Here is a 25,109-nt window from a genome sequence, read left to right on the forward strand (position 1 = left end):
CCCACCGGCTGAACACCCGCCCACGACAGACCCTGGGATGGAAGACTCCAGCCCAAGCCCTCGACGAGGCGCTGCGTGCAACAACTGGTTGAAACCGCCGCCGCCGTGACGGCTGACCGGTGCACAAAGTGGTCCGGCCCAACCACCTGGTGAGTGGTTGGGCCGGGGGTGTTGGCGGGCTCAGGTGTGGAGGAGGTCGCCGTTGATCCAGACGGCTCGTACGTCGGCGGGGGTGCCGAGGGTGAAGGTCCGGGCCAGAGCTTCCTCGGGGTCGTCGGCGTGGGCGATGCTGACGGCCAGTGGTGAGCCCTCCGCGGGGCGCAGCAGCTGCGCGTCGAAGCGTTTGCCGACAGAGAGATCGCCAACCTCGGAGCTCAGCCCGAGAGCATCCGCACCAGCCGTGGTGACCAAGTGCAGAAGGTGTGCGGCGGACAGCGGGTGACCGTCCTCAGCCTGGAGCTGCTGAGCGAAGTACGCCTGCAGCCCCTCCTTCAGCAGCGAGAACCCAGTGCCAGCGCCGACATCCGACCCCAGCGCAACCCGGACCCCATGCTGGAGATGCCGAGTCAGCGGGAACAACCCACTCCCCAGCGCTGCATTACTGGTCGGACAATGCGCCACCGAAGCCCCAGCGTTGGCGAGCAGCTTGAGCTCGACATCCGTCGGATGCACGTTGTGAGCAAGCACGCTACGCCGGTCAACCAACCCATGCCGGTCGTACGTCGTCACGTAGTCACATCCACCGAACAACTCGGACACCGCCGCGATCTCCGCCTCGTTCTCGTTCAGATGCGACGTGAACAGCGCCCCAGGCACCTCCTCGAGTACGTCGTGACACACCGCAAGCAGCTCGTCCGTGCACGACAACGAGAACCGCGGCGTCACGGCGTACCGATTCCGTCCCACCCCATGCCACCGCTCGGCCAAGGCAAGCGACTCGCGGTAAGCCCGATCAGGTGTCGTATGCAGCTCCGGCCGCAGCAGCCGATCACTCACCACCAACCCGCTCGTCACCCGCAACCCGACCTCGGACGAGGCTGTGAACAGCGCGTCGACAGCATCGGCGTAGTGCGCCCCGAACACCAACGCACTCGTCGTCCCCGCCGCAGCCAGCCCACGTACGAACTCGGACGCAACCCCAGCCGCGTACGACGCGTCAGCCATCCGCGCCTCTTCCGGCAGCGCGTACTTGTCCAGCCACTCGAGCAACGGCAACCCCAGCCCGCCGACCGCCCGAATCTGCGGGAAGTGCACATGCGTGTCAACGAACCCAGGCAGCACCAGGCCACCGGTCAGGTCGACGACAGGCTCGGCCGGGTGCGCCCGGCGTACGTCCGCGAAGGTGCCGCGGGCAACGATCGTCCCGTCCGTGACCAGGACGCCGGCGTCGGTGTCGACCCGCAGGTCGCCACCGGTGAACGGGTTGTCCGGGGTGTCGAGGAACGTGCCTCGGAAGATGGTCATGCCTTCGCCTCACGATGAACCGGCGCCGGGTTGCGCTCGGCAACGAACAGTTGGAGCAGCCAGGCCGCCACGCTGACCGCGATGGTGGCCGGTTCCTTGCCGGGGAGATGCGGCAGACCGATCGGGGTGACGATCCGGTCGATCGCTTCGGCCGGGTTGCCGTCCTCGGCGAGCTTGCGACGGAAGCGAGCCCATTTCGCGGTCGATCCGATCAGCCCGATCGTCGCGAGCTGCTCGTTCCGCAGCGCCGCGTCACACAACGCCGCGTCTTCAGCATGGTCGTGCGTCATCACCAGCGCGTGGGTCCCCGGCGGCAGCTCAGCCACCACGAGCTCCGGCAACACCGGCACCTGATGCACATGGACGTTGGCCACCGCATCGTCGAGCACCTGCAGCCGTCCGGCCTCGAGCTGATCCGGCCGCGAGTCGATCAGATGCAGCTCGATGTCATGCCGCGCCAGGATCCGCGCGAGCTCGAGCCCCACGTGCCCGACCCCGAAGATCGCCACGGACGGAACCACCGGCAACGGTTCGAGCAACAACTTCACCTCACCCCCACAACACTGCACCCCATGCTGGTACGGCGCTTTGTCCGACAGCGCCACGTCGAGCACCTCCGGCGTGGTCGTGCCTTCCGCGAGCATCACCCGCGACCGCTCGATCGCGACCGCCTCCAGGTTGCCGCCGCCAACAGTGGCCCAGACGTTGTCCGAGGCAACCACCATCTTGGCGCCGGCCTCCCGCGGCGCATGCCCGCGCACCGACATCACTGTCACCAGAACGCCGGCGCGCCGCTGCGATCGCAGGTGCTGAACCGCCTTCATCCACTCCATCTCGCTCACACCCCACTCGCCGTGAGCACGCTCGACCGAGCCCGGTCGAGCGCCCAGTAGACCGCCTCGGGCGTTGCCGGCGACGCCAGCTCCACGCTCGTCCCGGCCGGGCCGAACGCCGCGGCGGCCTGCCGCAGCGCCTCCCGCACCGAGAAGGCGAGCATCAGCGGCGGCTCGCCGACCGCCTTGGAGCCGTACACCGCGCCGTCCTCGTGGGCCTTCTCGAGCAGCCGGACGTTGAACACCTCAGGCATCTCCGAGAAGCTCGGCAGCTTGTAGGTGCTGGCCGCCTGCGTGGCGAGCCGACCGCGATTCGGGCCGTTGCTCTCGTCCCAGCGCAGGTCTTCGAGCGTCAGCCAGCCGGTGCCCTGCACGAACCCGCCCTCGATCTGACCGAGGTCGATCAACGGGCTGAGGCTGTCCCCGACGTCGTGCACGATGTCGACCTGGCGCAGTGTGTACGCGCCGCTGAACCCGTCCACCTCGAGCTCCGCGGCGGCGACGCCGTACGCGAAGTACTTGAACGGCTCGCCGCGCATCGCGTTGGCGTCCCAGTGCAGACCCTCGGTCCGGTAGAAGCCGGCCGCCCAGAGCTGGACCCGCTGGTGGTACGCCGCGTTGACGACGTCCTCCCAGCGCAGATCCTCACCATCGGACAGCCCACGGATGACGCCGTCGCTGATCCGTACGTCGTGCGGACTGATGCCGAGCCGGCCGCTCGCGACCTGCTCGAGGCGCTCGCGGATCTGCTCGCACGCGTTCTTGATCGCCGCCCCGTTGAGGTCGGCGCCGGAACTCGCCGCCGTCGCCGAGGTGTTCGGCACCTTGTCCGTGCGGGTCGGCGCCAGCCGGACGCGCGCGAGCGGTACGCCGAGCGTCGTCGCGGCGACCTGCAGCATCTTGGTGTGCAGACCCTGGCCCATCTCGGTGCCGCCGTGGTTGATCAGCACCGAGCCGTCCTTGTAGACGTGCACCAACGCGCCGGCCTGGTTGAACGCCGTCAGGTTGAACGAGATCCCGAACTTCACCGGAGTCATCGCCAGCGCCCGCTTCTTGTGCGGATGCGTCGCGTTGAACCGCTCGATCTCCGCCTTCCGGCGGACCACGTCACCACCCGCGGACACCTGGCTCCAGCAAGCTTCCAGCCGATCTGCGTGCCGGACCGGCTGACCGTACGGCGTACTGTCGCCCGGCTTGTAGAGGTTGCGGTGCCGCAACTCCATGGCGTCGTACCCGAGAAGTGGGGCGCACCGGCCGAGGATGTCCTCGACGACGAGCATCCCCTGCGGCCCGCCGAACCCCCGGAACGCCGTCTGCGAGGTCTTGTTCGTCTTGGCGATCTGACCGTCGACCCGCACGTTGGGGATCCAGTAGGCGTTGTCGATGTGGCACATCGCCCGGGCCAGCACCGGCTCGGACAGGTCGAGGCTCCAGCCGCCGTCAGCGGTGAGGGTCGCGTCCAACGCGACCAGGTGCCCCTCGTCATCGAAGCCGGCCTTCCACCCGCTGTGGAAGCCGTGGCGCTTGCCGGACATCGTCACGTCCTGCGTCCGGTTCAGCCGCAGCCGCACCGGCCGTCCGGTCAGCGTCGACCCGAGTGCCGCGATCGCGGCGAACCCGTGCGGCTGCATTTCCTTGCCGCCGAAGCCCCCGCCCATCCGCAGGCACTGCACGGTCACCGCGTGGCTGGCCAGGCCGAGTACGTGCGCCACGATCTCCTGCGTCTCCGACGGGTGCTGCGTACTGCTCTGGACGAAGATCTGCCCGCCCTCGTCGACGTGGGCCAGCGCCGCGTGGGTCTCCAGGTAGAAGTGCTCCTGCCCGGCGAACTCGAACTCACCCTCGAACACATGCGCCGCCGCGGCCAGCGCACCCTCGGCGTCCCCACGCTCCAGATGACGCCCGGTGCCCTGGAAGCTCCCGGCCGCGATCGCCTCTCGAACCGTCACCAGCGATTCGAGTGGCTCGTACTCGACCTCCACCGCGGCAGCCCCCAGCCGCGCAGCCTCCAGCGTCTCCGCGAGCACCCAGCAGATGGCGTGCCCGTGGAACATCACCTCGGACGGGAACAACGGCTCGTCATGCTTCACACCGGCGTCGTTCACCCCCGGCACGTCCTCCGCCGTCAGCACCCGCACCACACCAGGTACGTCGTACGCCGGCTTCACGCGAAGCGCCGTGACGCGAGCGTGGGTGTGCGGCGACTGCACCGGATACGCATGCAGTACGTCGCGCGTCCGTTGGACCAGGTCGTCGGTGTAGAGAGCATGACCGGTGACGTGCAGCGCGGCACTCTCGTGCGGCATCGGTACGCCGACGACTGCCACCGGCGGCCGCTCGGACAGCGAACTCATGCGGGCACCTCCTCGGCGTGGAAGCGAAGCAGCGACTGGCCGAGCATCGCCGAGCGGTACGACGAGCTCGCGCGGTGATCGTCCATCGGGGTACCTTCGGCGGCCATGACCGCGGCGGCCTCGCGCACGGTGCGTTCGGTCCACGGCTGGCCGATCAGCGTCTCCTCAGTCGCCCGGGCGCGCAGCGGGGTGGCGGCGACCCCGCCGAGCCCGATCCGGGCCTCGCGGACGACACCGTCCACCACGTCGACGGCATACCCGACGGCAACGCTCGAGATGTCGTCGAAGCGGCGCTTGGCGATCTTGTGGAAGGCGGACAGCGGTGCGAGCGGCAGCGGAAGGACCACGGTCTTGATCAGCTCGTCATCCGCCTTGAGCGTCTGCCGGTAGCCGGTGAAATAGTCCGCCAGCGGTTCGACGCGCTCACCGCGGTGAGACGCCAGCACGAGCGACGCGTCGAGCGCGAGCAGGGCCGGCGGGGTGTCACCGATCGGCGAGCCAGTCCCCAGGTTGCCGCCGATCGTCGCGCCGTTCCGGATCAGCCGCGACGCGAACTGCGGGAACATCTGCGCCAGCAAGGGGACGCGCCCGGCCAGCATCCGCTCGATCTCGCTCAACGTCAGCGCCGCCCCGATCCGGACCTCGTCGCGCCCGAACTCGAACTCCCGCAACTCCGCCAGCCGGTCGATCGCGACCACGAGCGGAGGACGCAGGCCGCGCAGGTTCACCTCGACCCCGAGATCGGTCGACCCGGCAACGATCCGCGCGTCGGGCCGATCGGCCATCAGCTGGAGTACGTCGGCCAGCCCGGGCGGCCGGACGAACTCCGCCTCACCCTTGGTCATCCGGGTCGTCGCCGGCGCGGGCGGTGGGGCGTACCGCCGGGTGGCGAGCGCGTCGTCGGCCGACGGATCGCCCAGCGCGTACGCCGCGTCCCGGATCGGGCGGTAGCCGGTGCAACGGCACAGGTTCCCGCTCAGCGAATGCAGGTCGAACCCGTTGGGACCGTGCTCGTGATCGCAGTGCCCGTTGGACGTCGTACGGGTCGAGCGGTAGAACTCGGCGGCCATGCTGCAGACGAAGCCCGGGGTGCAGTAGCCACACTGTGACCCACCACGTACGGCGAGCTCCTCCTGCACGGGGTGCAGGGCCTCGGGGGACCCCAGACCCTCGGAGGTGATGACCTCCTGGCCGTCGAGGGACCCGATCGGCAGCAGACACGCGTTCACCGCGGTCCAGTCGGTCGGGGCATCCGTCCCGGGCCGGGCGACGAGCACGGAGCACGCCCCGCACTCGCCTTCCGCACAGCCTTCCTTGGCACCGGTCAGGCCACGGTCGCGCAGCCAGTCCAGCACAGTGGTGTGGACCGGGACGTCGCCGATCGCGGTGTCCGCCCCGTTGACCTTGATCGAAGGCGCACGCAGCGCCTGCGTTGTCGTCGTCATCTGTTACTGCTCCAGCGTGTTCTTGCACTATGGATCGGATTGGCGTCGGAGAGGAAGTCGTCGAACCGGTATCCGGCGATCTTCGCGATCTCGAGCAGTGCGGCGGCGTGCTCCTGGTTCTCGCAGTTGTCCAGCCGCTCCCGGCCCTGCTCGATGATCCGGTGGAAGGAATCCGCGTCCCGGACCGAGATGACCAGCGGGAAGCCGAACCGTTCGCGGTACGCCTCGGTGATCGTGGCCAGCTCGTCACGCTCCGGATCGGCCAGGAAGGTCAGGCCCTTGTCCGACTGGTCCCGCAGCGACGCCTCGCCGCTGAGGCCGTCGGCGACGAACTGCGAGCCGAGCTGTGGGTAGGCCCCGATCAGCTGCCGCTGCTCCTCGTGCGAGCCGGAGAACAAAGCCTCCTGGAAGGACCGGCGCAGTGCGTGGGTGTCGGCGAAGGGCCGCATTTCCCAGGCCCGCTCGACGGCCCAGCGCGGACCCTGGAACAGGCCGGCGAACGTCTCGACGAACTCGTCACGGCTCATCTTGTTGACCTGGTCCAGCCGGATCGTGTCGCCCGGCTGCCCGGCGACCGCGGGACCGTAGTCCTTGCCGACGTGGTGGAAGAGGATGTTCAGGCCGATCGCGGTCAGGCTGCCGAGGGTGATGCCGCTGCCGAAGATGATCTCGGCCCAGCCCGGCACCGCCTGGGCGACCTGGGGCTGCGCGGTCACGTACATGGCCAGGCCGACGCTGGTCGCCACGATGACCACGTTGCGGTGGTCGTGGAAGTCGACCTTGGCCAGGGTCTGGAAGCCGACCACGGCCACGGTGGCGAACATCGCCAGCGCCGCGCCACCCAGCACCGGGTGCGGGATGCCGGCCACGATCGCACCGGCCTTCGGCAGCAGCCCGAGCAGGATCATGATCCCGCCGGCGGCCGCGACCACCCAGCGGCTGCGGATCCGGGTCAGCCGGACCAGGCCGACGTTCTCGGCGAAGCAGGTGTAGGGGAAGGAGTTGAAGACGCCTCCGATCGTGGTGGCCAGGCCGTCGGCCCGCAGCGCGCGGGCGATGTCGTCCTTGCCGATCCGCTTCTCGACGATCTCTCCGGTCGCGAAGACATCACCGGTCGTCTCCACCGCGGTGATCAGCATGACCACGACCATCGAGATGATCGCCGCGATCGAGAACTTCGGCCAGCCGAAGTAGAACGGCTGGGTGACCCCGACCCAGGCCGCGTCGCTGACCGCGCTGAAGTGCGCGTCGCCGAAGGCCCAGGCGACCAGAGTTCCGACCACCAGGCCGGCCAGGACGGCGACCGTGGCCATGAACCCCTTGAAGACCCGCTGGATCAGCACGATCAGTCCGAGTGTCCCGAGCGCGTAGGCCAGATTCTTGCCGCTGGTCGGATCGGCCGTCGGCCCCGCGCCGCCGACCGCGTCCCCGGCCGCCACCGGCAGCAGTGCCAGGCCGATGATCGTGATCACCGAACCCGTCACGACCGGTGGGAAGAACCGGATCAGCCGGCTGAAGAACGGTGCGATGAAGAAGGTGGCGAGACCGGCCACCAGCACCGCGCCGTAGATGACCAGCAGGCCGTCGGTCCCCCCACCGGCGGCCAGACCGATCGCGATCATCGGCGACACCGCCGTGAACGTGACGCCCTGCAGCAGCGGCAGCCGCACGCCGACCTTCCAGAATCCGACGGACTGGATGATCGAGGCGATGCCGCAGGTGAACAGGTCGGCGTTGATCAGGTGGATCAGTTGCTCGGTGCTGAGGCCGATCGAGTTGGCCAGGAGGATTGGTACGATCACCGCGCCGGCGTAGAAGGCGAGCACGTGCTGAGCGCCGTACACGGCGAGCTTGCCGGCCGGCAGCACCTCGTCGACGGGATGGCGGCTCGGTCGCGGGACTGTCTTCATCGGACACACTCCTCGGTGCGGCAGTTCTGGCCTGCTCGAAAGCTTGAGCGCAGGCCGGCTCCGATTGCACCCGGTGAACCTCCGAAGATGCGGGGTTCAGACCACGTGAATCTGTGTGATCACCCAAACCGCCGCGTTCACAGCGATTTCAGCGCGAGGAACACGTCGACTCGGTCCTCCAACTGGGACAGATCGCGTCCGGTCAGTTGCTCTACGCGTTCGATCCGGTAGCGAACGGTGTTGACGTGCAGGTGCATCGACTCCGCCGTACGCGCCCAGGAACACGAGCAGGCGAGGAATTCGCGCAGCGTGGCCAGCAGTTCGGCGTTCGTACGACGGTCGTGCTCGAGCACCGGCCCGAGAACCCGGTGGGTGTAAGTACGGCGTACGTCGTCGGGCAAGGTTGCGAGCAGCAACACATGCGAGGCGACCTCGTCCGACGTCACCACCGACACCGGCGTACGGCCTGCGTGTGCAGCCCGTTGCGCGAAGCGCGCTTCCTCCAACGCGCCGGCCAAGGCGTCGACACCTGTCTCACCGCTGACCCCGACCGACAGCCTCCCGCGCCCGAGCCCAGGTGAGAGCCGGGCGAAGGCCCGTCGCAGTTGCTCGGGCAGCCCGGGCGACGACGGCAGGAAGCCGACCAGTAGGTCGTCCCGCCCAGCCGCGACCACTGCCGGACCGACGGTCAACGCCACATCCTCGACAACGCTGAACGCGATGTCGTTGCGCGGTTCGTCGCGGAGCTCGGCGACCGCAACCACCATCGGCCGATCCGACTGCGCACCGGCCTGCCGCAAGCGAATCGCGACCTCGGCGAGTGGACCGCCGGACTCGACCAGCGCCAAGGCGTCCGACACCAGGGGCCTGAGAGCCAATCGACCTTCATCCCGCCGAGCGCGGTCGAGCGCGGCGACGGCACACAACTCCTGCACGGCCTCGACATGATCGCGCGGCCACTCCTGATGGTCGCCTTCGATCAGCAGGACCCACGCCGTCAGCCGGTTGTCGAGTCCCGACCCGATCGGGAACAGGCTGAACGACGCGTCACCCATGGCCGCGACCGCCGGCATCCGATCCGCGACCAGGAACTGCCGAGTGACCGCATCCAGCGTCGCGTCGTCCAGTTCACCAGGACCAGGTACGACGTGCCGCCCGGTCGGCGTGATGACTCTGCAGGCATGCCCGATCTCCGCTGAGATACGGGCGGCCAGTTCGTCGAGACTGCGGCCGGCGGCGATCGAGGACAGCAAGTGCCGCTGCCGGACGAGGCTTGCGGACAGCCGCGCGCCGGTCTCGGCTGCTCCCGCGGCCGCGACATACTCCGTCACGTCCGCGAACGCGACCTCGACCGGCACTTCTACGAGGGCGATCTGATGCCGACGGCAAGCATCGAGCAGGTCGTCGGGGATGCGGTCGAGCAGCGCCCGGCCGGCCAGGATCGTGGCCGCGCCGCGACCGGCCGCCGACGCCACGAAGGTCTCGCTGTCGGCCTCGGTACGGCGCCAGACCAGCCCGGTCAGCACGAGTTCGCCGCCGTTCAGGTACCGGCCCGGCTCCAGCAGGTCGGTCGTGACGAGCCGCCCGATCGGGCGATCGAGCGTGCCGTCGGGCGCGTGCAGCAGGCGCAGGCCCAGCTCCGGCGCGTCGAGCAGTTCGGACACCAGCACGGCGCACCTCCTCTGGCCCGATCGCCCGGTCCTGACAGGAACGTACAACGGCGGACCGGCCACTCAAACCTTGACGCGTCCTTTCCGGGCATCCTATGGTCATTTCGCAGAACAGAAACAAACTTCCACGATACGGAATATCAAAGGAAGGGACACCATGAGTCACGCGCTGCGCTACGCGGTGAACTGCTCGATCCTGTTCACCGAACTGCCGTTGCTGGAGCGACCCGCGGCCGCCCGGCGGGCGGGCTTCGGCGCGGTCGAGTTCTGGTGGCCGTTCGCCGAGGCGGTGCCGTCGGACACCGACGCCGACGCCTTCGTCACCGCGATCCAGGACGCCGGCGTCCAGCTGGTCGGCCTGAACTTCTTCGCCGGCGACATGCCCGGCGGCGACCGCGGCCTGGTCTCCTGGCCGAAGCGGTCGGGCGAGTTCCGCGACAACATCGACGCCACCATCGGTATCGGTGAGCGGCTGGGCTGCCCGGCGTTCAACGCCCTGTACGGCAACCGGGTCGACGACCAGACCGCGGCCGAGCGGGACGAGCTCGCCGTCGAGAACCTCGGTCTGGCCGCCCGCGCGGCCGCCCGGATCGGCGGCACCGTGCTGATCGAGCCGGTCAGTGGCGCCGAGCGGTACCCGCTGCGCACCGCGGCCGACGCGTTGGCCGTGATCGATCGCGTCCAAGCCGCGAACGTCGGCCTGCTGGCAGACCTGTACCACCTGGCGGTCAACGGTGACGACGTCGACCGCGTCATCACCGGTCACGCGGACCGGATCGCGCACGTCCAGATCGCCGACGCCCCCGGCCGCAACGAACCCGGCACCGGATCGCTGCCGCTCGACCGGCAGCTCGCCGACCTCGAGAACCAGGGGTACGCCGGGTGGGTCGGCCTCGAGTACAAGCCGTCCACCACCACCGACGAGAGCTTCGGCTGGCTGCCGCGCGAGCGCCGGCCCGCCACTGCATAGGAGAAGACAGACATGACGAACATCGCCTTCATCGGCCTAGGCATCATGGGCAACCCGATGGCCGTGCACCTGGCCAACGCCGGTCACCCAGTCGCTGGATTCGACCGCAGCCCCGAGCGAGCCAAGGAACTCATCGAGGCCGGGGGACGTGCCGCAACCTCGCTGGCCGACGCGGTCAAGAACGCCGACGTGGTCGCCGTGATGGTGCCGGACTCGCCCGACGTCCAGCAGGTGCTCGAGGGGGAGGACGGCGTCTTCCAGCTGGCCGAGACCGGCACGCTGATCGTCGACTTCTCCAGCATCCGGCCCGATGTCACGCAGCAGCTCGCCGAGCAGGCGCGGGCGCTGGGCTTCCGGATGCTCGACGCCCCGGTCTCCGGTGGCGAGGCCGGCGCTCGGAACGCGGCGCTGTCCATCATGGTCGGTGGCGAGGCCGACGACTTCGCGGTCGCCAAGCCGCTGTTCGACGTCGTCGGCAAGACCGTGGTCCACGTCGGACCGAGCGGTTCGGGCCAGACGGTCAAGGCTGCCAACCAACTGATTGTTGCCGCCAACATCCAAGCGGTGTCCGAGGCTGTCATCTTCCTGGAGGCGTACGGCGTCGACACCAAGGCTGCCCTCGAGGTCCTCGGCGGCGGCCTGGCCGGATCCGCCGTACTGAACCAGAAGAAGGAGAACATGCTGTCCCGCTCCTTCCAGCCCGGCTTCCGGATCGACCTGCACCACAAGGACATGGGCATCGTCACCGCCGCCGCTCGCGAGGCGGGAGTCGTCGTACCGCTGGGTGCGCTTGTTGCCCAGCTGGTCGCGTCCGCTCGCGCGAACGGTGACGGCGGTCTCGACCACTCCGCTCTGCTCCGGGGAGTCGAGCGCCTGTCCGGGAAGGCGACGGACTGATGGCCCGCATGCGCGCGGTCGACGCCGCGGTTCTGATCCTGGAGAAGGAAGGCTCGACGCAGGCGTTCGGTCTGCCCGGTGCTGCGATCAACCCCTTCTACAGCGCGATGAAGAAGCACGGCGGCATCAAGCACGTGCTGGCTCGCCACGTCGAGGCTGCCGCGCACATGGCCGAGGGCTACACCCGGGCTCGCGCCGGCAACATCGGCGTCTGCATCGGTACGTCGGGACCCGCCGGCACCGACATGATCACCGGCCTGTACTCCGCCTCGGCCGACTCGATCCCGATCCTGTGCATCACCGGTCAGGCGCCGGTGGCGAAGCTGCACAAGGAGGACTTCCAGGCGGTCGACATCGCCTCGATCGCCAAGCCGGTCGCGAAGTGGGCCGTCACGGTGATGGAGGCCGCGCAGGTGCCGGGGACATTCCAGAAGGCGTTCCAGCTGATGCGCGAGGGCCGTCCCGGCCCGGTGCTGATCGACCTGCCGATCGACGTCCAGTTGACGGAGATCGACTTCGACATCGACACCTACGAGCCGCTGCCGGTCGCCCGCCCCGCCGCGACGCGAGCCCAGGCGGAGAAGGCCCTGTCGTACCTGAACGACGCCGAGCGGCCGCTGATTGTTGCCGGTGGCGGGATCATCAACGCGGACGCGGCCGACCTGTTGGTTGAGTTCGCCGAGATCGTCGGAGTGCCGGTCGTTCCGACGCTGATGGGGTGGGGTGCGATTCCCGACAACCACCGGTTGATGGCCGGGATGGTTGGGCTGCAGACCTCGCATCGCTACGGCAACGAGACCATGCTCGCGGCCGACGTCGTACTGGGGATCGGGAACCGGTGGGCCAACCGGCACACAGGTGGTCTCGACGTCTACCGGGGCGAGCGGAAATTCATCCACGTCGACATCGAGCCGACGCAGATCGGACGGGTGTTCGCGCCGGACTACGGGATCGTGTCGGACGCTCGCGCCGCGCTGGAGGTGTTCGTTGAGGTGGCGCGGGAGTGGGCTGCCGAGGGCAAGCTGGCGGACCGGTCCGCCTGGGTGGACGAGTGCCAGGCCCGGAAGACGGCGTTGCAGCGCAAGACGCACTTCGACAACGTGCCGGTCAAGCCGCAGCGCGTGTACGAGGAGATGAACCGGGCGTTCGGTCCCGACACTCGCTACGTGTCGACAATCGGATTGTCGCAAATCCAGGCTGCTCAGATGCTGCACGTGTATCGGCCGCGGCACTGGATCAACGCCGGTCAGGCCGGCCCGCTCGGGTGGACCGTGCCGGCGACGCTGGGAGTCGCGGTCGCGGATCCGGACAGCACGGTGGTCGCGTTGTCGGGTGACTACGACTTCCAGTTCCTGATCGAGGAGCTGGCGGTCGGGGCGCAGTTCAACATCCCCTACATCCACGTGGTCGTGAACAACTCGTATCTCGGGCTGATCCGGCAGGCACAGCGTGGGTTCGACATGGACTTCTGCGTGCAGCTGTCGTTCGAGAACATCAACAGCCCCGAGCTGAACGGGTACGGCGTCGACCACGTGAAGGTCGCCGAAGGACTCGGCTGCAAGGCGCTGCGGGTGTTCGAGCCGGACGGGATCCTGCCGGCCCTGGAGCAGGCCAAGAAGCTGATGGTCGAGCACCAGGTCCCGATCGTGGTCGAGGTCATCCTGGAGCGGGTCACGAACGTGTCCATGGGCCTGGAGATCGACAACATCATCGAATTCGAAGACCTCGCCGAGCTGCCGGAGGACGCCCCAACCGCACTCGCCCTGCTCGACTGATGTCCGGTCCCTCACTCTCCCCGACCCGAGCGAAGCAAGGGGCGGGGCGCCGGGTGGTTGTTGCCTCGGACAAGTTCAAAGGCAGTCTCACCAGCGCGGAGGTCGCCGCCGCGGTCGGCACCGGCCTCCGCCAGGTCCACCCGGACATGACTGTGGTCTCCGTTCCAGTGGCTGACGGCGGCGACGGCACACTCGCCGCCGCCGTCGCGGCCGGCTTCCACCTGGTGCCGGTCACCGCCTCCGGCCCCACCGGCAAACCAGTCAAAACCAGCTACGCCCGCCGCGACGATGTAGCCGTCGTCGAGCTGGCCGACGTCTCAGGCCTGGTCCGCCTACCCGGCGGAGTCCCCGCCCCAACGACCGCAACCTCCCGCGGAACCGGCGAACTAATAGCCGCCGCCACAGACGCCGGCTGCACTCGAGTAATCCTGGGCATAGGCGGCAGCGCCTCAACCGACGGAGGCGCCGGGATCGTGAATGCCTTGGCTGGCACGGATGCGCTCGACCTACGTGCACTTCGCGACCGCATGGACGGGATCGAGGTCGTGGTGGCTTGTGATGTGGACAATCCGTTGACTGGGGCAACTGGTGCGGCTGCTGTTTACGGGCCGCAGAAGGGTGCCAACCCCGTGCAGGTGAAGGAGCTTGACGCTGCACTGGGGCGCTGGGCTGACCTGGTGGCTCGGGAGACTGGACAGGATCTTCGTGATGCACCAGGAGCCGGGGCCGCTGGCGGCGTGGGGTTTGCCGCGCTGGCGCTGCTCGGGGCGGAGTTGCGGCCGGGGATCGAGCTTGTGCTCGAGCTCGTTGGGTTTCACGAGCAGCTCCAAGGCGCCGATCTCGTGATCACCGGGGAAGGCGCGCTGGACGAGCAGACCCTGCACGGTAAGGCGGTCGCCGGGGTCGCAGCGGCCGCCGCGGGCATCCCAGTGGTGGCGGTCTGTGGAAGCAACAACCTGGACCCTGAGCGACTGCGATCAGCCGGCGTAGTCGCGGCGTACGCGTTGACCGACCTGGAGCCGGACGTACGGCGGTGTATCGCGGAGCCCGTCCCGTTGCTGCAGCGACTCGGGGAGCGGATCGCGGCGGACCACCTACGATGACAGCAAGTGAGAGGGGCGACGCATGAACGAGCGGAGCGAGTTCATCATCAAGCACTGCACGCTTCGCGCCTCATCCGCGCACGGGGCGAAGCGAGGACGTGGATGAGCTGGCTGGACCTCGTGATCCGGGCCCGCCGCGTGGTGAGCGCCGGGGGTGAGCGGGCGTGTGCCGTCGGCGTCCGGGACGGGCGGATCACCGCGGTCGCGCCGTACGACGCCGACCTCACGGCCGCTGAGCAGGTGCACCTGGCCGACGACGAAGTGCTCCTCCCCGGCCTGGTCGACTCCCATGTCCACGTCAACGATCCCGGTCGCACCGACTGGGAGGGCTTCACCTCCGCGACCCGAGCCGCCGCGGCCGGGGGCGTCACCACGATCATCGACATGCCGCTGAACAGCATCCCGCCGACCTGCGACGTACCGGCGCTCGAGGTGAAGCGGAAGACCGCCCAGAACCAGGCGTACGTCGACGTCGGCTTCTGGGGCGGCGCGATCCCGGGCAACGTCGCCGACCTGCGTCCGCTGCACGACGCCGGCGTCTTCGGGTTCAAGTGCTTCCTGCTCCACTCGGGCGTCGACGAGTTCCCGCCGCTCGATCAGGCGCAACTCGAGGCGGCCATGCATGAGATCAGCTCCTTCGACGGCTTGCTGATCGTGCACGCCGAGGACGCGCACCGGATCGACCTGGCCTCCCCGCCGGACGGCTCCAGCTATCCCGCGTTCCTGAAGTCCCGCCCACGCGCGGCCGAGAACGAGGCCGTCGCCGGTGTCATCGACCTGGCCCACGCGACCGGTTGCCGGGTGCACATCCTGCATGTGTCCAGCGCCGAAGTCCTGCCGATCATCGCCGCAGCCCGGCGTGACGGTGTCCGGATCACGGCCGAGACCTGCCCGCACTACCTGACCTTCACCGCCGAGGAGATCCCCGACGGCGCGACGCAGTACAAATGCTGCCCGCCGATCCGCGAGGCCGAGAACCGTGAACGCCTCTGGGACGGCCTGCGCGACGGCGTGATCGACCTGGTCGTGTCCGACCACTCGCCGTCGACGATCGACCTCAAGCACCTGGACACCGGTGACTTCGGTACAGCCTGGGGTGGCATCGCGTCGCTCCAGCTCGGACTGCCCGCAGTGTGGACCGAGGCGCGCAAGCGCGGCTTCACCCTGGCCGACGTCACCCGCTGGATGAGCCAGGCGCCGGCCGCGCAGGTCGGGCTGAGGACCAAGGGCCGGATCGAGGTCGGGTACGACGCCGACCTCTGCGTCCTCGCGCCCGACGAGACCTTCGTCGTCGACCCGAACGCCTTACAGCACAAGAACGCCATCACGCCGTACGCCGATCGCCCGCTCGCGGGCGTGGTCCGCCGTACCTGGCTCCGCGGCGTTTCCGTCGACATCGAAGCCGGCCCCCGCGGACGGCTGCTGAACCGAGGAGGACAAGGATGAGCGCGCCGCGCTACTACTCGCCGGCCGGTGGGTTGCCCCCGCAGAGCGACCTCACCACCGACCGCGCCGTCTTCACCGAGGCGTACGCCGTACTCCCGCGCGGCACCATGCGGGACATCGTCACCAGCCGGCTGCCGTTCTGGGACGACACCCGGTTGTGGGTGCTCGCGCGGCCGTTGTCCGGGTTCGCGGAGACGTTCTCGCAGTACATCGTCGAGGTTGCACCCGGCGGTGGGAGTGACCGGCCGGAGACGGATCCGGCGGCCGAGGCGGTGCTGTTCGTGGTCGAGGGCAGCGTGACGGTGACGCTGGACGGCGAGAAGCACGAGCTCGGGCCGGGCGGGTATGCGTTCGTGCCGCCGGGCGTCGACTGGACCGTGCGGAACGTGAGCGATCGGGTCACGCGATTCCACTTGGTGCGGAAGGCGTACGAGCGGATCGAGGGGATCGACGTACCGCCGGCGTTCGTGACGAACGAGGTGGATGTCGAAGGTCTGGCAATGCCGGACACCGAGGGGCGGTGGAAGACGCAGCGCTTCGTGGATCCGGACGACGTACGGCACGACATGCACGTCAACATCGTCAGCTTCGAGCCCGGTGGAGTGATCCCGTTCCCGGAGACCCACGTGATGGAGCACGGCCTGTACGTGCTGGAAGGCAAGGCCGTCTACCTCCTCAACAAAGATTGGGTTGAGGTCCAGGAGGGCGACTTCATGTGGCTGCGAGCCTTCTGCCCCCAAGCCTGCTACGCCGGCGGCCCCGGCCGCTTCCGCTACCTCCTCTACAAAGACGTGAACCGCCACCCCAAACTCAAGCTCTGATCAGTAGGGTCGCCGCATGGCTGATCGCGAGGTGCAGCGGTACTCCCACGGCGAGTTGGCGATCGTGGTCGACGTGTCCGACCTGGAGCGTTCGGCCGAGTTCTGGAGCCAGGTCCTGGGCTACGACCGCGCGGGCGGCGCGTCCGCGACCTACCTGAGTCTGATTCCCGGCGACGGGCGTGGCTGTGAGGTTCTGCTGCAGCGCACGGACGATCGGAAGGCCGGCAAGAACCGTCTGCACCTGGACCTTCGGACGCCGGATCTGTCCGCGGAGGTGAGCCGGGTGCGTGCGTTGGGGGCGACCCAGGTGACCGAGGAGCCGATCGTGGAGTTCGGCTGGGTCTGGCATGTTCTGGCTGATCCGGACGGGAACGAGTTCTGCGTCCTGCAGCCGCCGGTTCGCTGACGGCTCAGCTGGGGACGGCTCAGATGCTGACGGTGACTGGGCGTTGGGGTGGGTCGAGGGGGTCGGTGGCGAGGCGGGCGTGGCGTTCTACGTCGTAGCGGGTGCCGTCGTAGGCCAGGCGTTGGCGCTCCAGGCCTTCGTAGAGGAAGCCGGCGCCGGCGGCGACCGCGCAGGAGGCCGCGTTGTTGGTGCGGTGGCCTAGCTCCAGGCGGTAGAGACCTGCCTCTCGGTGGGCCCAGTTGGCGAGGGCGCGGAGCGAGTCCCGGGCGACGCCTTGGCCGCGCACTTCGGCGAGGGTCCAGTACCACGTCCAGCCGACCTGGTGCCGGTCGATGTTCGTCACGGCCACACACCCGATCGGGTGGTCGTCCGCGTCTGCGACCGCGTACACGTGCCCGTTGTCGAGGTCCGCCACCCGCCCGATCCAGTCCACTGCGGACGCGCGGTCCACGATCCCGTTCTGGTTCGCCATCTCGGGATCGCGATGCGCCGCCGTCAGCCGCAGCGCGTCCCCTGTCCGCCACCGCCGAAGATCCAACCGCCCCAGCGCATATTCCATCCAAAAAATCTACCCCCGGCCGCACCGCTTGGGACCAGCCCACGGCGCGTTCCCAGGCGCGGTCGGGGGAGGATGGGGCGCATGGGATATCTGGATTTCAGGGATCAGGTTGTGGTGGTGACCGGGGCCAGCAGCGGGATCGGGGCTGCGGCGGCGGTGGGGTTCGCGGAGACCGGGGCCGCGGTGGCGTTGCACTACCACCAGAACGAGGAGGGGGTCAGGCACACGCTGGGTGCGGTCCAGACGGCCGGCGGTACGGCGTCCTTGCACCAGGCGGACCTCGCGGACCCGGCGTCGGCCGGGAAGCTGATCGACGACGTTCTCGCGAAGCACGGGCGGATCGACGTACTCGTGAACAACGCCGGTGACCTGGTCAAGCGGACCCCGGTGACCGACGTACCGGACGAGGAGTTCCACCGGATCCTGGACGTGAACCTGACGTCGGTGTTCGCGGTCAGCCGTAAGATCGTGCCGGTGTTCCGCGCGCAGGGCGGCGGGTCGATCATCAACGTCACCTCGATCGCCGGCCGGAACGGCGGTGGCGGCGGTTCGGTCGTCTATGCGACCAGCAAGGGCGCGGTCAGCACCTTCACCCGCGGTCTGGCCAAGGAGGTCGCCCCGGACGGCATTCGCGTCAACGCGATCTCGCCCGGCGTGATCAAGACCCCGTTCCACGACCGCCACACCGGCGACGAGCAGATGAAGGCGATGATCGGAACCATCCCGATGGGCCGTACCGGCACCCCGCACGAGTGCGTCGGCACCATCCTGTTCCTCGCCTCGGAGCGGATGGCGTCGTACGTCACCGGCCAGATCATCGAGGTCAACGGCGGCCAGTTGATGCCCTAGGCAACGTCCACGCGGGCCCTGGTACGCCGCCAGGGCCCGCGCGTCACGTCTAGCGGGAGAGCGTGCGGTAGCGGTGCGCCGACAGCGGCAGGAACACCGCGGTCAGCACCAGCGGCCCGATGATCGCCGCGAGCTCCGCGTGGGTTCCGATCCAGGTGGCGGCCGCCGACGGATCGGGATTGCCGAACAGAGCACGGGACGCGGTGGCCGTCGCCGACAACGGATTCCACTGCGCGATCGTGCCGAGCCAGGCAGGCATCGTCGACGTGGCGACGAACGCACTGGACAGGAAGCCGATCGGCCACACCAGAACCTGCACCATCATCACGCTCTGAGCGTTCTTCACCGTCAGCCCGATGAAGATCCCGATCCACAGCAACGAGAACCGCAGCAGCAACAGCAACCCGAACGCCGCCACCGCGGCCGGCAACCCCTCATGCCATCGCCAGCCGAGCGCGAGCCCGGCCGCGGCCAGCACGATCAGCGTCACCACCGAGTCGAGCATGTCCGCGATGCACCGCCCGAGCACGACCGCCGTCGAGCTCATCGGCAGTGACCGGAACCGGTCCGTCACCCCCTTGTCCCTGTCCTGGGTGACCGCGGTCATCGTGCCTTCCAGCCCGAACAGCATCGAGAGCGCGAAGATCCCCGGCACGAGCAGTTCGTAGTACGACTCGCCCTCTGGGAAGTCCATCGCCCCGCCGAGCAACCCGCCGAACATCAGCAGCATCAGCACCGGGAAGAACCAGGAGAAGAGCACCAGCCCCGGCTGCATCCGCCAGTGCGTCAGCGTCCGCCGCGCGATCGTCCAACCATCCGCGAGCGCCCAGCCGAAGGTGCTCATGCCGCCACCTCCGGTCCGGTCAGGTGCAGGAACACTTCGTCCAGCGTGGGTCTGCGCAAGGTGATGTCCTCCGGCTCGATCCTTGCCTCATGCAACGAGTTGGCCATCACCACGAGAGCCTTGGTACGGTCCTTCACCGGCACGCTGATCCGATTGTCGACAATCCGAATGTCTCCATCCGCCAGTGGTCCGGCCAATGTGGCGACCCGCTGCACGTCGGCTGGATCGACCAGCACCAGGTCCAGCCAGTCGGAGCCAAGCTGCGTCTTCAGTTCGTCCGGGGTGCCCTCGGCCACGACCACCCCGGCCTTGAGCATCGAGATCCGGTTCGCCAGCTGATCCGCCTCCTCCAGGTACTGCGTCGTCAGCAACACCGTCGTCCCGCCGTCCACCAACTGCCGGATGGCGGACCACACCTCGAGCCGTCCGGCCGGATCCAGCCCGGTCGTCGGCTCATCCACGAACAGGACCGCCGGCGCCACGATCAGGCTGGCCGCCAGGTCGAGCCGCCTCCGCATCCCACCGGAGTACTTGCTGACCGCCTGACCGGCCGCTTCCGTCAGGCTGAACCGCTCGAGCAGTTCGTCGGCCCGGCGCACCGAGGCCGCGTGGCCCAGGTGGTTCAACCGGCCGAACATCACCAGGTTCTGCCGCCCGGTCAGTACTTCGTCGATCGCGGCGTACTGCCCTACCAGTCCGATCCGGCGCCGTACCTCCGCTCCTTGCCGGCGAACGTCGTACCCCGCGATCGCCGCCGTTCCGGAATCCAGCTCGAGCAGTGTGGACAGGATCCGCACCGCCGTCGTCTTGCCGGCGCCGTTGGGGCCGAGCAGCCCTGTCACGGTGCCGGCGGTGACCTCCAGGTCGAATCCGTTCAGCCCCGCCCCCTCGGTGCCGCCCCGGTAGTTCTTGCGTACGCCGACCGCCTCGATCACACGTTCCGTAGTCACTTCCCACCTCTCGCCCAGGTTGAGTCGTAGAGTGTACCGTACACTGTACGACTCAGGTACGATCGGAACAACGACGAGCGGCTGGAGTTAGTTCCGTTGGCAGGAAAGAAGGTGTCCGCGCCCGATCCGGCGCGCAGTCTGGCGCTGCTGTGGGGCAGCCACACCAAGCCCGGCCGGTCCGGCCTGACCGTGCGGGCGATTGTCGACACGGCGATCGACCTGGCCGATGCTCAAGGGCTCGACGCGGTCTCCATGCGGATGGTCGCCGAGCAACTCAAGGCCGGGACGATGTCGCTCTACACGCACGTCCCCGGCAAGGGCGAGCTGACCGACCTGATGTTCGACAGCGTGTACGGCGATCTGTACGCCGACGCCGACGAGCCGTCGCGGCAGCCCGGCGGCTGGCGTGGCGCGCTGGAGTTCATTGCCCGCCGCAACTGGGATGTGCTGACGAAGCACCCGTGGATCCATGACGTTCCGACCATGCGGAACGCGCTCGGTCCCAACATCACCGTCAAATACGAGGCCGAGCTACGGCCCCTCGACGGCCTCGGGCTGACCGACGTCGAGATGGACTCCGCCCTGACACTCGTACTCACGCACGTCCACGGCACCGCCCGCGCGCGCGCCGAACAGCTCCGCACTCAGCGCGAGTCCGGGCTGTCGGACGAGGAGTGGTGGCGGCAGATCTCGCCGACCCTGACCCGCGTTATGTCCGGCGCGGCTCAGCACTTCCCGGTGGCGGGCCGGGTCGGCACCTCGGTGGGCGAACAGTTCCAATCCGTCATAGACCCCGCGCACGCGCTGTCCTTCGGACTGACCCGGATTCTCGACGGCATCTCACTGCTCATCGACGAGCGGGCCTAGCCGTTAACCAGGGCTCTAGCTGTTGAGCAGGTCCTCGAACGGCGTCGGGTTGTCGTACGGATCCACCTGCGTCGGTGTCTCGTGCTGCAGGGCGGCGACCAGCTCGGTCGCGGCCTGAGTGATGCGGGGCCGCAGCGTCGTCGCGTTCGGACCCCAGTCCGTGGACGCGGCGTACACGGCGGTCGGCACCGGGATCGCCTTCAGGTAGGCGAACAGCGGCCGCAGTGCGAACTCGAGCACCAAGGAGTGGCGCTCGGTCCCGCCGGTCGCCGCGAGCAGGACCGGCTTGCCGGCCAGCGCCTGGTCGTCGAGTACGTCGAAGAACATCTTGAACAGCCCGGAGTACGACGCGCTGAAGGTCGGCGAGACCACGATCAGGGCATCCGCCTTGGCGACCGTGTCGAGCACCTTCTCCAGCTCGGCCGACGGGAAGCCGGTGAGCAGGTTGTTGGTGAGGTCGTGCGCGTGGTCGCGGGCCTCGATCAGCTCGATCCGCGACTCGATCCCGCGACCGGACAGCTCGTCCTTGACGGCGGCCGCCAGCTGGTCGGCGAGCAGCCGGGACGACGACGGTGTCGTCAGCCCGGCCGTCACCACGGCGATCACACGTTCCTTCATCGGCTCGTCTCCTCGACCGATCCGGCCGGCTCCGGGATCGTCTCCAGGTCGCGCGCCCGCTCGGCGGCGGCCTTCAGCGAGGCGTGCGTCGGGGCGTCCGGCACGTGCGCCGGTCGCTTCGCCGCGAACTCCTTGCGCAGCACCGGAACCACCTCTTCGCCGAGGATGTCCAGCTGCTCCAGCACGGTCTTCAACGGCAGTCCGGCGTGGTCCATCAGGAACAGCTGCCGCTGGTAGTCACCGAAGTGCTCCCGGAACGAGAGCGTCCGCTCGATCACCTGCTGCGGGCTGCCGACCGTCAACGGCGTCTCCCGGCTGAAGTCCTCGAGCGTGGGTCCGTGTCCGTAGACCGGCGCGTTGTCGAAGTACGGCCGGAACTCGTTGACCGCGTCCTGCGAGTTCTTCCGCATGAACACCTGACCGCCGAGTCCGACGATCGCCTGGTCCGCGGCGCCGTGGCCGTAGTGCTCGAAGCGCTTGCGGTACAGCTCGATCATCCGCTGGGTGTGCGAGACCGGCCAGAAGATGTTGTTGTGGAAGAAGCCGTCGCCGTAGTACGCGGCCTGCTCGGCGATCTCCGGCGAGCGGATCGACCCGTGCCACACGAACGGCGGTACGCCGTCGAGAGGCCGCGGTGTCGCGGTGAAGCCCTGCAGCGGCGTACGGAACTTGCCCTCCCAGTCGACCACGTCCTCACGCCAGAGCCGGCGCAGCAGGGCGTAGTTCTCGATCGCGAGCCCGATGCCGTTGCGGATGTCCTGGCCGAACCACGGGTACACCGGGCCGGTATTGCCGCGACCCATCATCAGGTCGACCCGGCCGTCGGCCAGGTGCTGCAGCATCGCGTAGTCCTCGGCGATCTTCACCGGGTCGTTGGTGGTGATCAGGGTCGTCGCGGTGGACAGGATGATCTTCGACGTCTTCGCGGCGATGAAGCCGAGCTGGGTGGTCGGCGACGACGGCACGAACGGCGGGTTGTGGTGCTCACCCTGGGCGAACACATCCAGGCCGACCTCTTCGGCCTTCAGCGCGATGGCCACCATCGCCTTGATCCGCTCGGCCTCGCTCACGGCCGTGCCGGTGGTCGGATCCTCGGTCACGTCACCGACGGTGAACACACCGAACTGCATCTGTCCTCCTCGACTGGGTAGATAGTTCACGATTAAACTATTGATACCCAGGTCAACGCCACTCCCCGGTCCGTCATTCCATCACGCCCTTGTCAGGTCGGGTCCATGTGGTGAAACTAGGTCCCGTCATGCGAAACCTCACCGCCCCTGAGGAGCGTTCTCCATGCAGAACCCGAACACGTCGCCCCGCCTGACCCGTCGTCTCCTGCTCGGTGGCGCAGCCGCCGTCCCCGCCACCACCCTGCTCGCCTCACCCGCGGCGGCCGCCACCCCGCCCGCCTCACCAGCGACGCCCGCCTCTCAGGGTGACCTCTCCACTCAGCTCCTGGCCGAGTGGGCGGAGGCGCCCGGTGCCCATCCGCTCATCCCCGACATCTCCCACGCCGGCTTCCGCGGCGGCGAGCGACCGCGCCGTCCGCGTGTGATCGCGAACGTCACCGACTTCGGCGCCCGCCCCGGCAGCACCGCCGACGCGTCCGTCGCGTTCACCCAGGCCCTCGAGTACGCCGGCAGTCGCGGTGGCGGGACGGTCGTCGTACCTCCCGGTGTGTACCGCTTCGACTCGCCGATCTGGATCCACTGGTCGAACGTCGTCCTGAAGGGTGCGGGCCGGGAGCGCACGATCCTGCACTTCAACCGCCCGCTCGAGGAGGGCTACCGGCCGAACCTGCAGTCGACCGGCAACAGCCGCTGGTCGTGGACCGGCGGACAGATCTGGGTGATGGCGCCGGAGCGGAAGGCTCTGTCCGAGAGCGAGGACTACGCCGGCTCCGAAGGCTGGATGCTTGGCGACACGTTGGCCGAGGTCGGTGCCGCGTCCCGAGGGCAACGGACGCTGCTCGTGTCTTCGACCGAACACCTCGCCGCCGGAGATCTCGTCGTACTCGAGACCGACAATCCGGCCGATGCCGGCGTACTGCGGCATCTGGCCGGGGACGTGGCCGGGACGCGGGAGTACGACTGGCCGGTGAAGGCGCCGCAGCTGACGACCGGGTCCGGTGGGCAGTACGTGCAGTATGCGACCCTGCAGTGGCCGGTGCGGATCGAGGCGGTGCTGGGTGAGCGGTTGGTGCGGCTGGCGCAGCCGCTCAGGTACGACCTCCGGCCGAGTTGGCCGTCGCGGTTGCGGGAGGTCGGGCCGACGGTGCACGACGTCGGTGTGGAGTCGCTGACGATCCGGAACGAGTTGCGGCCGATGACGGCGCACAACCGGCATCCGGGGTCGAACGGCCTTTGTTTCCAGGCGGTTCATGACTGCTGGGCAGACGACGTACGCGTGGAGAACTGCGATCTCGGGTTCGGGTTCACCACGACGAAGGCGGTGACGCTGACGAACGTGGTCGTCGGCGGCCGGTCCGCGCATCACAGTTTCGCCTGCCGGATGCAGTCGCACGACAACCAGGTCGACGGGTTCGAGATCGAGCAGTTCACGGTGCCGCTGCCGTCCGGGTCGACACATCACGGTCTCAACCTGGAAGGGCTGTCGGCGGGCAACGTCTGGCGGCGCGGGCGGATGGCCGAGGGGACGTTCGACACGCATCGCGCGATGCCGTTCGAGAACGCCCGTACCGACATCACGCTGGCGAACAACGGACGGGTCGGCGGATCGGCCGCGTCCGGGCCGCTGTTCGGCGCGCGGATCGCGCACTGGAACGTCCGGATCACCTCCGGCAGCCCCTACGCGATCCAACTCGCCGACATCGCGCCTCGCAGCATCACGGTCGGCCTGCAAGGTCTCACCTCAGACCCGAGCGGCCTACCCCGCGACTTCCAAGGCGACCTCGAAAACGCGACCTACCTACTAGGCACCCGCCCAGCCGTCACAGACCTCTACGCCGCCCAACGTCAGGCGCTGTGAGGCCTGAGGAGTTCGTCGTCACCGGTGAGTGCCGCCGCGATCCGGCGGTGCTTGCCGGCCTCCTCGGCCCGCGACTGCCGCTCGAGCGTCCGCGCCATCATCAGGTGCGCGTAGTACTCGGTCGGCTCCCGCTCGAGCACCTCGAGCAACTGCTCCTCAGCCGGCTTCAGCAACGCCGCGTGATAGTAGGCCCGAGCCAGCAACAGCCGAGTCCCCACATCCTCAGGCGTCTCCTCCACCACCGGCCGCAAAGCCCGAATAGCCCCCCGATAATCCCGCTCCTCGAAGTACTGCTGCCCCAGCCCATAACTAAGAGCCCGCAAGTCCTCCACCAAACACC

The 25,109-nt window shown here is 68.6% G+C and carries 22 protein-coding genes; 10 read left to right on the forward strand and 12 right to left on the reverse strand.

Going from position 1 to position 25,109, the window contains the following annotated elements; translation table 11 throughout:
* Positions 1 to 180 precede the first annotated feature (180 nt).
* The 6 genes from guaD to E0H73_RS40240 all read right to left on the reverse strand — a co-directional run bounded on the left by guaD (position 181) and on the right by E0H73_RS40240 (position 9,676).
* Positions 181 to 1,464, reverse strand: coding sequence for a guanine deaminase (gene guaD, locus E0H73_RS40215; RefSeq protein WP_131365650.1), 1,284 nt, complete (start codon positions 1,462 to 1,464; stop codon positions 181 to 183).
* Positions 1,461 to 2,297: a xanthine dehydrogenase accessory protein XdhC gene (xdhC, locus tag E0H73_RS40220; RefSeq protein ID WP_202867820.1), complete on the reverse strand. Its 837-nt coding sequence runs from the start codon at positions 2,295 to 2,297 to the stop codon at positions 1,461 to 1,463. Before xdhC ends, guaD begins: the two co-directional genes overlap by 4 nt.
* 5 nt (positions 2,298 to 2,302) lie before the next feature.
* The gene (gene xdhB, locus E0H73_RS40225) at positions 2,303 to 4,651 is read right to left on the reverse strand and encodes a xanthine dehydrogenase molybdopterin binding subunit (protein WP_131365653.1); all 2,349 of its coding nucleotides are present in this window, start codon (positions 4,649 to 4,651) and stop codon (positions 2,303 to 2,305) included.
* The gene (locus tag E0H73_RS40230) at positions 4,648 to 6,096 is read right to left on the reverse strand and encodes a xanthine dehydrogenase small subunit (protein ID WP_131365655.1); all 1,449 of its coding nucleotides are present in this window, start codon (positions 6,094 to 6,096) and stop codon (positions 4,648 to 4,650) included. Before E0H73_RS40230 ends, xdhB begins: the two co-directional genes overlap by 4 nt.
* Complete coding sequence (uraD, locus tag E0H73_RS40235) at positions 6,093 to 8,006, reverse strand: 2-oxo-4-hydroxy-4-carboxy-5-ureidoimidazoline decarboxylase (RefSeq protein ID WP_131365657.1); 1,914 nt, start codon at positions 8,004 to 8,006, stop codon at positions 6,093 to 6,095. Before uraD ends, E0H73_RS40230 begins: the two co-directional genes overlap by 4 nt.
* Before the next feature lie 137 nt (positions 8,007 to 8,143).
* A complete protein-coding gene (locus E0H73_RS40240; protein ID WP_165556035.1) occupies positions 8,144 to 9,676 on the reverse strand; it encodes a PucR family transcriptional regulator in 1,533 nt (510 codons plus the stop codon).
* 157 nt (positions 9,677 to 9,833) lie between these two features.
* Between E0H73_RS40240 and E0H73_RS40245 the strand changes: the two genes are divergently transcribed.
* The 7 genes from E0H73_RS40245 (at position 9,834) to E0H73_RS40275 (ending at position 17,094) form a co-directional block, all read left to right on the forward strand.
* Positions 9,834 to 10,646: a hydroxypyruvate isomerase family protein gene (locus E0H73_RS40245; RefSeq protein WP_131365660.1), complete on the forward strand. Its 813-nt coding sequence runs from the start codon at positions 9,834 to 9,836 to the stop codon at positions 10,644 to 10,646.
* A gap of 12 nt (positions 10,647 to 10,658) precedes the next feature.
* Positions 10,659 to 11,543, forward strand: a complete 885-nt coding sequence (locus tag E0H73_RS40250) for a 2-hydroxy-3-oxopropionate reductase (protein ID WP_131365662.1) — start codon at positions 10,659 to 10,661, stop codon at positions 11,541 to 11,543.
* Complete coding sequence (gene gcl, locus E0H73_RS40255) at positions 11,543 to 13,318, forward strand: glyoxylate carboligase (RefSeq protein ID WP_131365664.1); 1,776 nt, start codon at positions 11,543 to 11,545, stop codon at positions 13,316 to 13,318. Before E0H73_RS40250 ends, gcl begins: the two co-directional genes overlap by 1 nt.
* A gap of 53 nt (positions 13,319 to 13,371) precedes the next feature.
* Positions 13,372 to 14,421 carry a glycerate kinase gene (locus E0H73_RS40260; RefSeq protein ID WP_238164588.1) on the forward strand — a complete coding sequence of 350 codons (1,050 nt, stop codon included), beginning with the start codon at positions 13,372 to 13,374 and terminating at the stop codon, positions 14,419 to 14,421.
* Positions 14,422 to 14,523: 102 nt separating this feature from the next.
* Entirely contained in the window at positions 14,524 to 15,867 is a 1,344-nt protein-coding gene (allB, locus tag E0H73_RS40265) for an allantoinase AllB (RefSeq protein WP_131365668.1), read from the forward strand.
* Complete coding sequence (locus E0H73_RS40270) at positions 15,864 to 16,688, forward strand: bifunctional allantoicase/(S)-ureidoglycine aminohydrolase (protein WP_131365670.1); 825 nt, start codon at positions 15,864 to 15,866, stop codon at positions 16,686 to 16,688. Before allB ends, E0H73_RS40270 begins: the two co-directional genes overlap by 4 nt.
* A 16-nt stretch (positions 16,689 to 16,704) precedes the next feature.
* The gene (locus E0H73_RS40275; protein WP_131365672.1) at positions 16,705 to 17,094 is read left to right on the forward strand and encodes a VOC family protein; all 390 of its coding nucleotides are present in this window, start codon (positions 16,705 to 16,707) and stop codon (positions 17,092 to 17,094) included.
* 19 nt (positions 17,095 to 17,113) lie between these two features.
* Here the strand turns inward: E0H73_RS40275 and E0H73_RS40280 are convergent, their stop codons facing one another.
* The gene (locus tag E0H73_RS40280) at positions 17,114 to 17,653 is read right to left on the reverse strand and encodes a GNAT family N-acetyltransferase (protein WP_131365674.1); all 540 of its coding nucleotides are present in this window, start codon (positions 17,651 to 17,653) and stop codon (positions 17,114 to 17,116) included.
* A gap of 81 nt (positions 17,654 to 17,734) precedes the next feature.
* Here E0H73_RS40280 and E0H73_RS40285 point away from each other — a divergent pair, with 81 nt between their 5' ends.
* Entirely contained in the window at positions 17,735 to 18,502 is a 768-nt protein-coding gene (locus E0H73_RS40285; RefSeq protein ID WP_131365676.1) for an SDR family NAD(P)-dependent oxidoreductase, read from the forward strand.
* Positions 18,503 to 18,551: 49 nt separating this feature from the next.
* On the opposite strand, the gene E0H73_RS40290 is transcribed toward E0H73_RS40285, so the two are convergent.
* Positions 18,552 to 19,346 carry an ABC transporter permease gene (locus tag E0H73_RS40290; protein ID WP_131365678.1) on the reverse strand — a complete coding sequence of 265 codons (795 nt, stop codon included), beginning with the start codon at positions 19,344 to 19,346 and terminating at the stop codon, positions 18,552 to 18,554.
* Positions 19,343 to 20,296, reverse strand: a complete 954-nt coding sequence (locus E0H73_RS40295) for an ATP-binding cassette domain-containing protein (RefSeq protein WP_202867815.1) — start codon at positions 20,294 to 20,296, stop codon at positions 19,343 to 19,345. Before E0H73_RS40295 ends, E0H73_RS40290 begins: the two co-directional genes overlap by 4 nt.
* A 111-nt stretch (positions 20,297 to 20,407) precedes the next feature.
* On the opposite strand from E0H73_RS40295, the gene E0H73_RS40300 reads away from it, so the two are divergent.
* Positions 20,408 to 21,163: a TetR/AcrR family transcriptional regulator gene (locus tag E0H73_RS40300; protein WP_238164589.1), complete on the forward strand. Its 756-nt coding sequence runs from the start codon at positions 20,408 to 20,410 to the stop codon at positions 21,161 to 21,163.
* 15 nt (positions 21,164 to 21,178) lie between these two features.
* Here the strand turns inward: E0H73_RS40300 and E0H73_RS40305 are convergent, their stop codons facing one another.
* Together E0H73_RS40305 and E0H73_RS40310 are read right to left on the reverse strand one after the other, a co-directional pair.
* Positions 21,179 to 21,781 carry an FMN reductase gene (locus E0H73_RS40305; protein WP_131365682.1) on the reverse strand — a complete coding sequence of 201 codons (603 nt, stop codon included), beginning with the start codon at positions 21,779 to 21,781 and terminating at the stop codon, positions 21,179 to 21,181.
* Complete coding sequence (locus E0H73_RS40310) at positions 21,778 to 22,911, reverse strand: LLM class flavin-dependent oxidoreductase (protein WP_131365683.1); 1,134 nt, start codon at positions 22,909 to 22,911, stop codon at positions 21,778 to 21,780. The genes E0H73_RS40305 and E0H73_RS40310 overlap by 4 nt, the downstream gene beginning before the upstream one ends.
* 163 nt (positions 22,912 to 23,074) lie before the next feature.
* Between E0H73_RS40310 and E0H73_RS40315 the strand changes: the two genes are divergently transcribed.
* Entirely contained in the window at positions 23,075 to 24,769 is a 1,695-nt protein-coding gene (locus E0H73_RS40315) for a glycosyl hydrolase family 28-related protein (RefSeq protein WP_131365685.1), read from the forward strand.
* Here E0H73_RS40315 and E0H73_RS40320 read toward each other — a convergent pair.
* The gene (locus tag E0H73_RS40320) at positions 24,757 to 25,101 is read right to left on the reverse strand and encodes a tetratricopeptide repeat protein (RefSeq protein ID WP_238164590.1); all 345 of its coding nucleotides are present in this window, start codon (positions 25,099 to 25,101) and stop codon (positions 24,757 to 24,759) included. The genes E0H73_RS40315 and E0H73_RS40320 overlap by 13 nt on opposite strands.
* Positions 25,102 to 25,109 lie beyond the last annotated feature (8 nt).

It is taken from the genome of Kribbella pittospori (assembly GCF_004331465.1).
Taxonomy (GTDB): domain Bacteria; phylum Actinomycetota; class Actinomycetes; order Propionibacteriales; family Kribbellaceae; genus Kribbella; species Kribbella pittospori.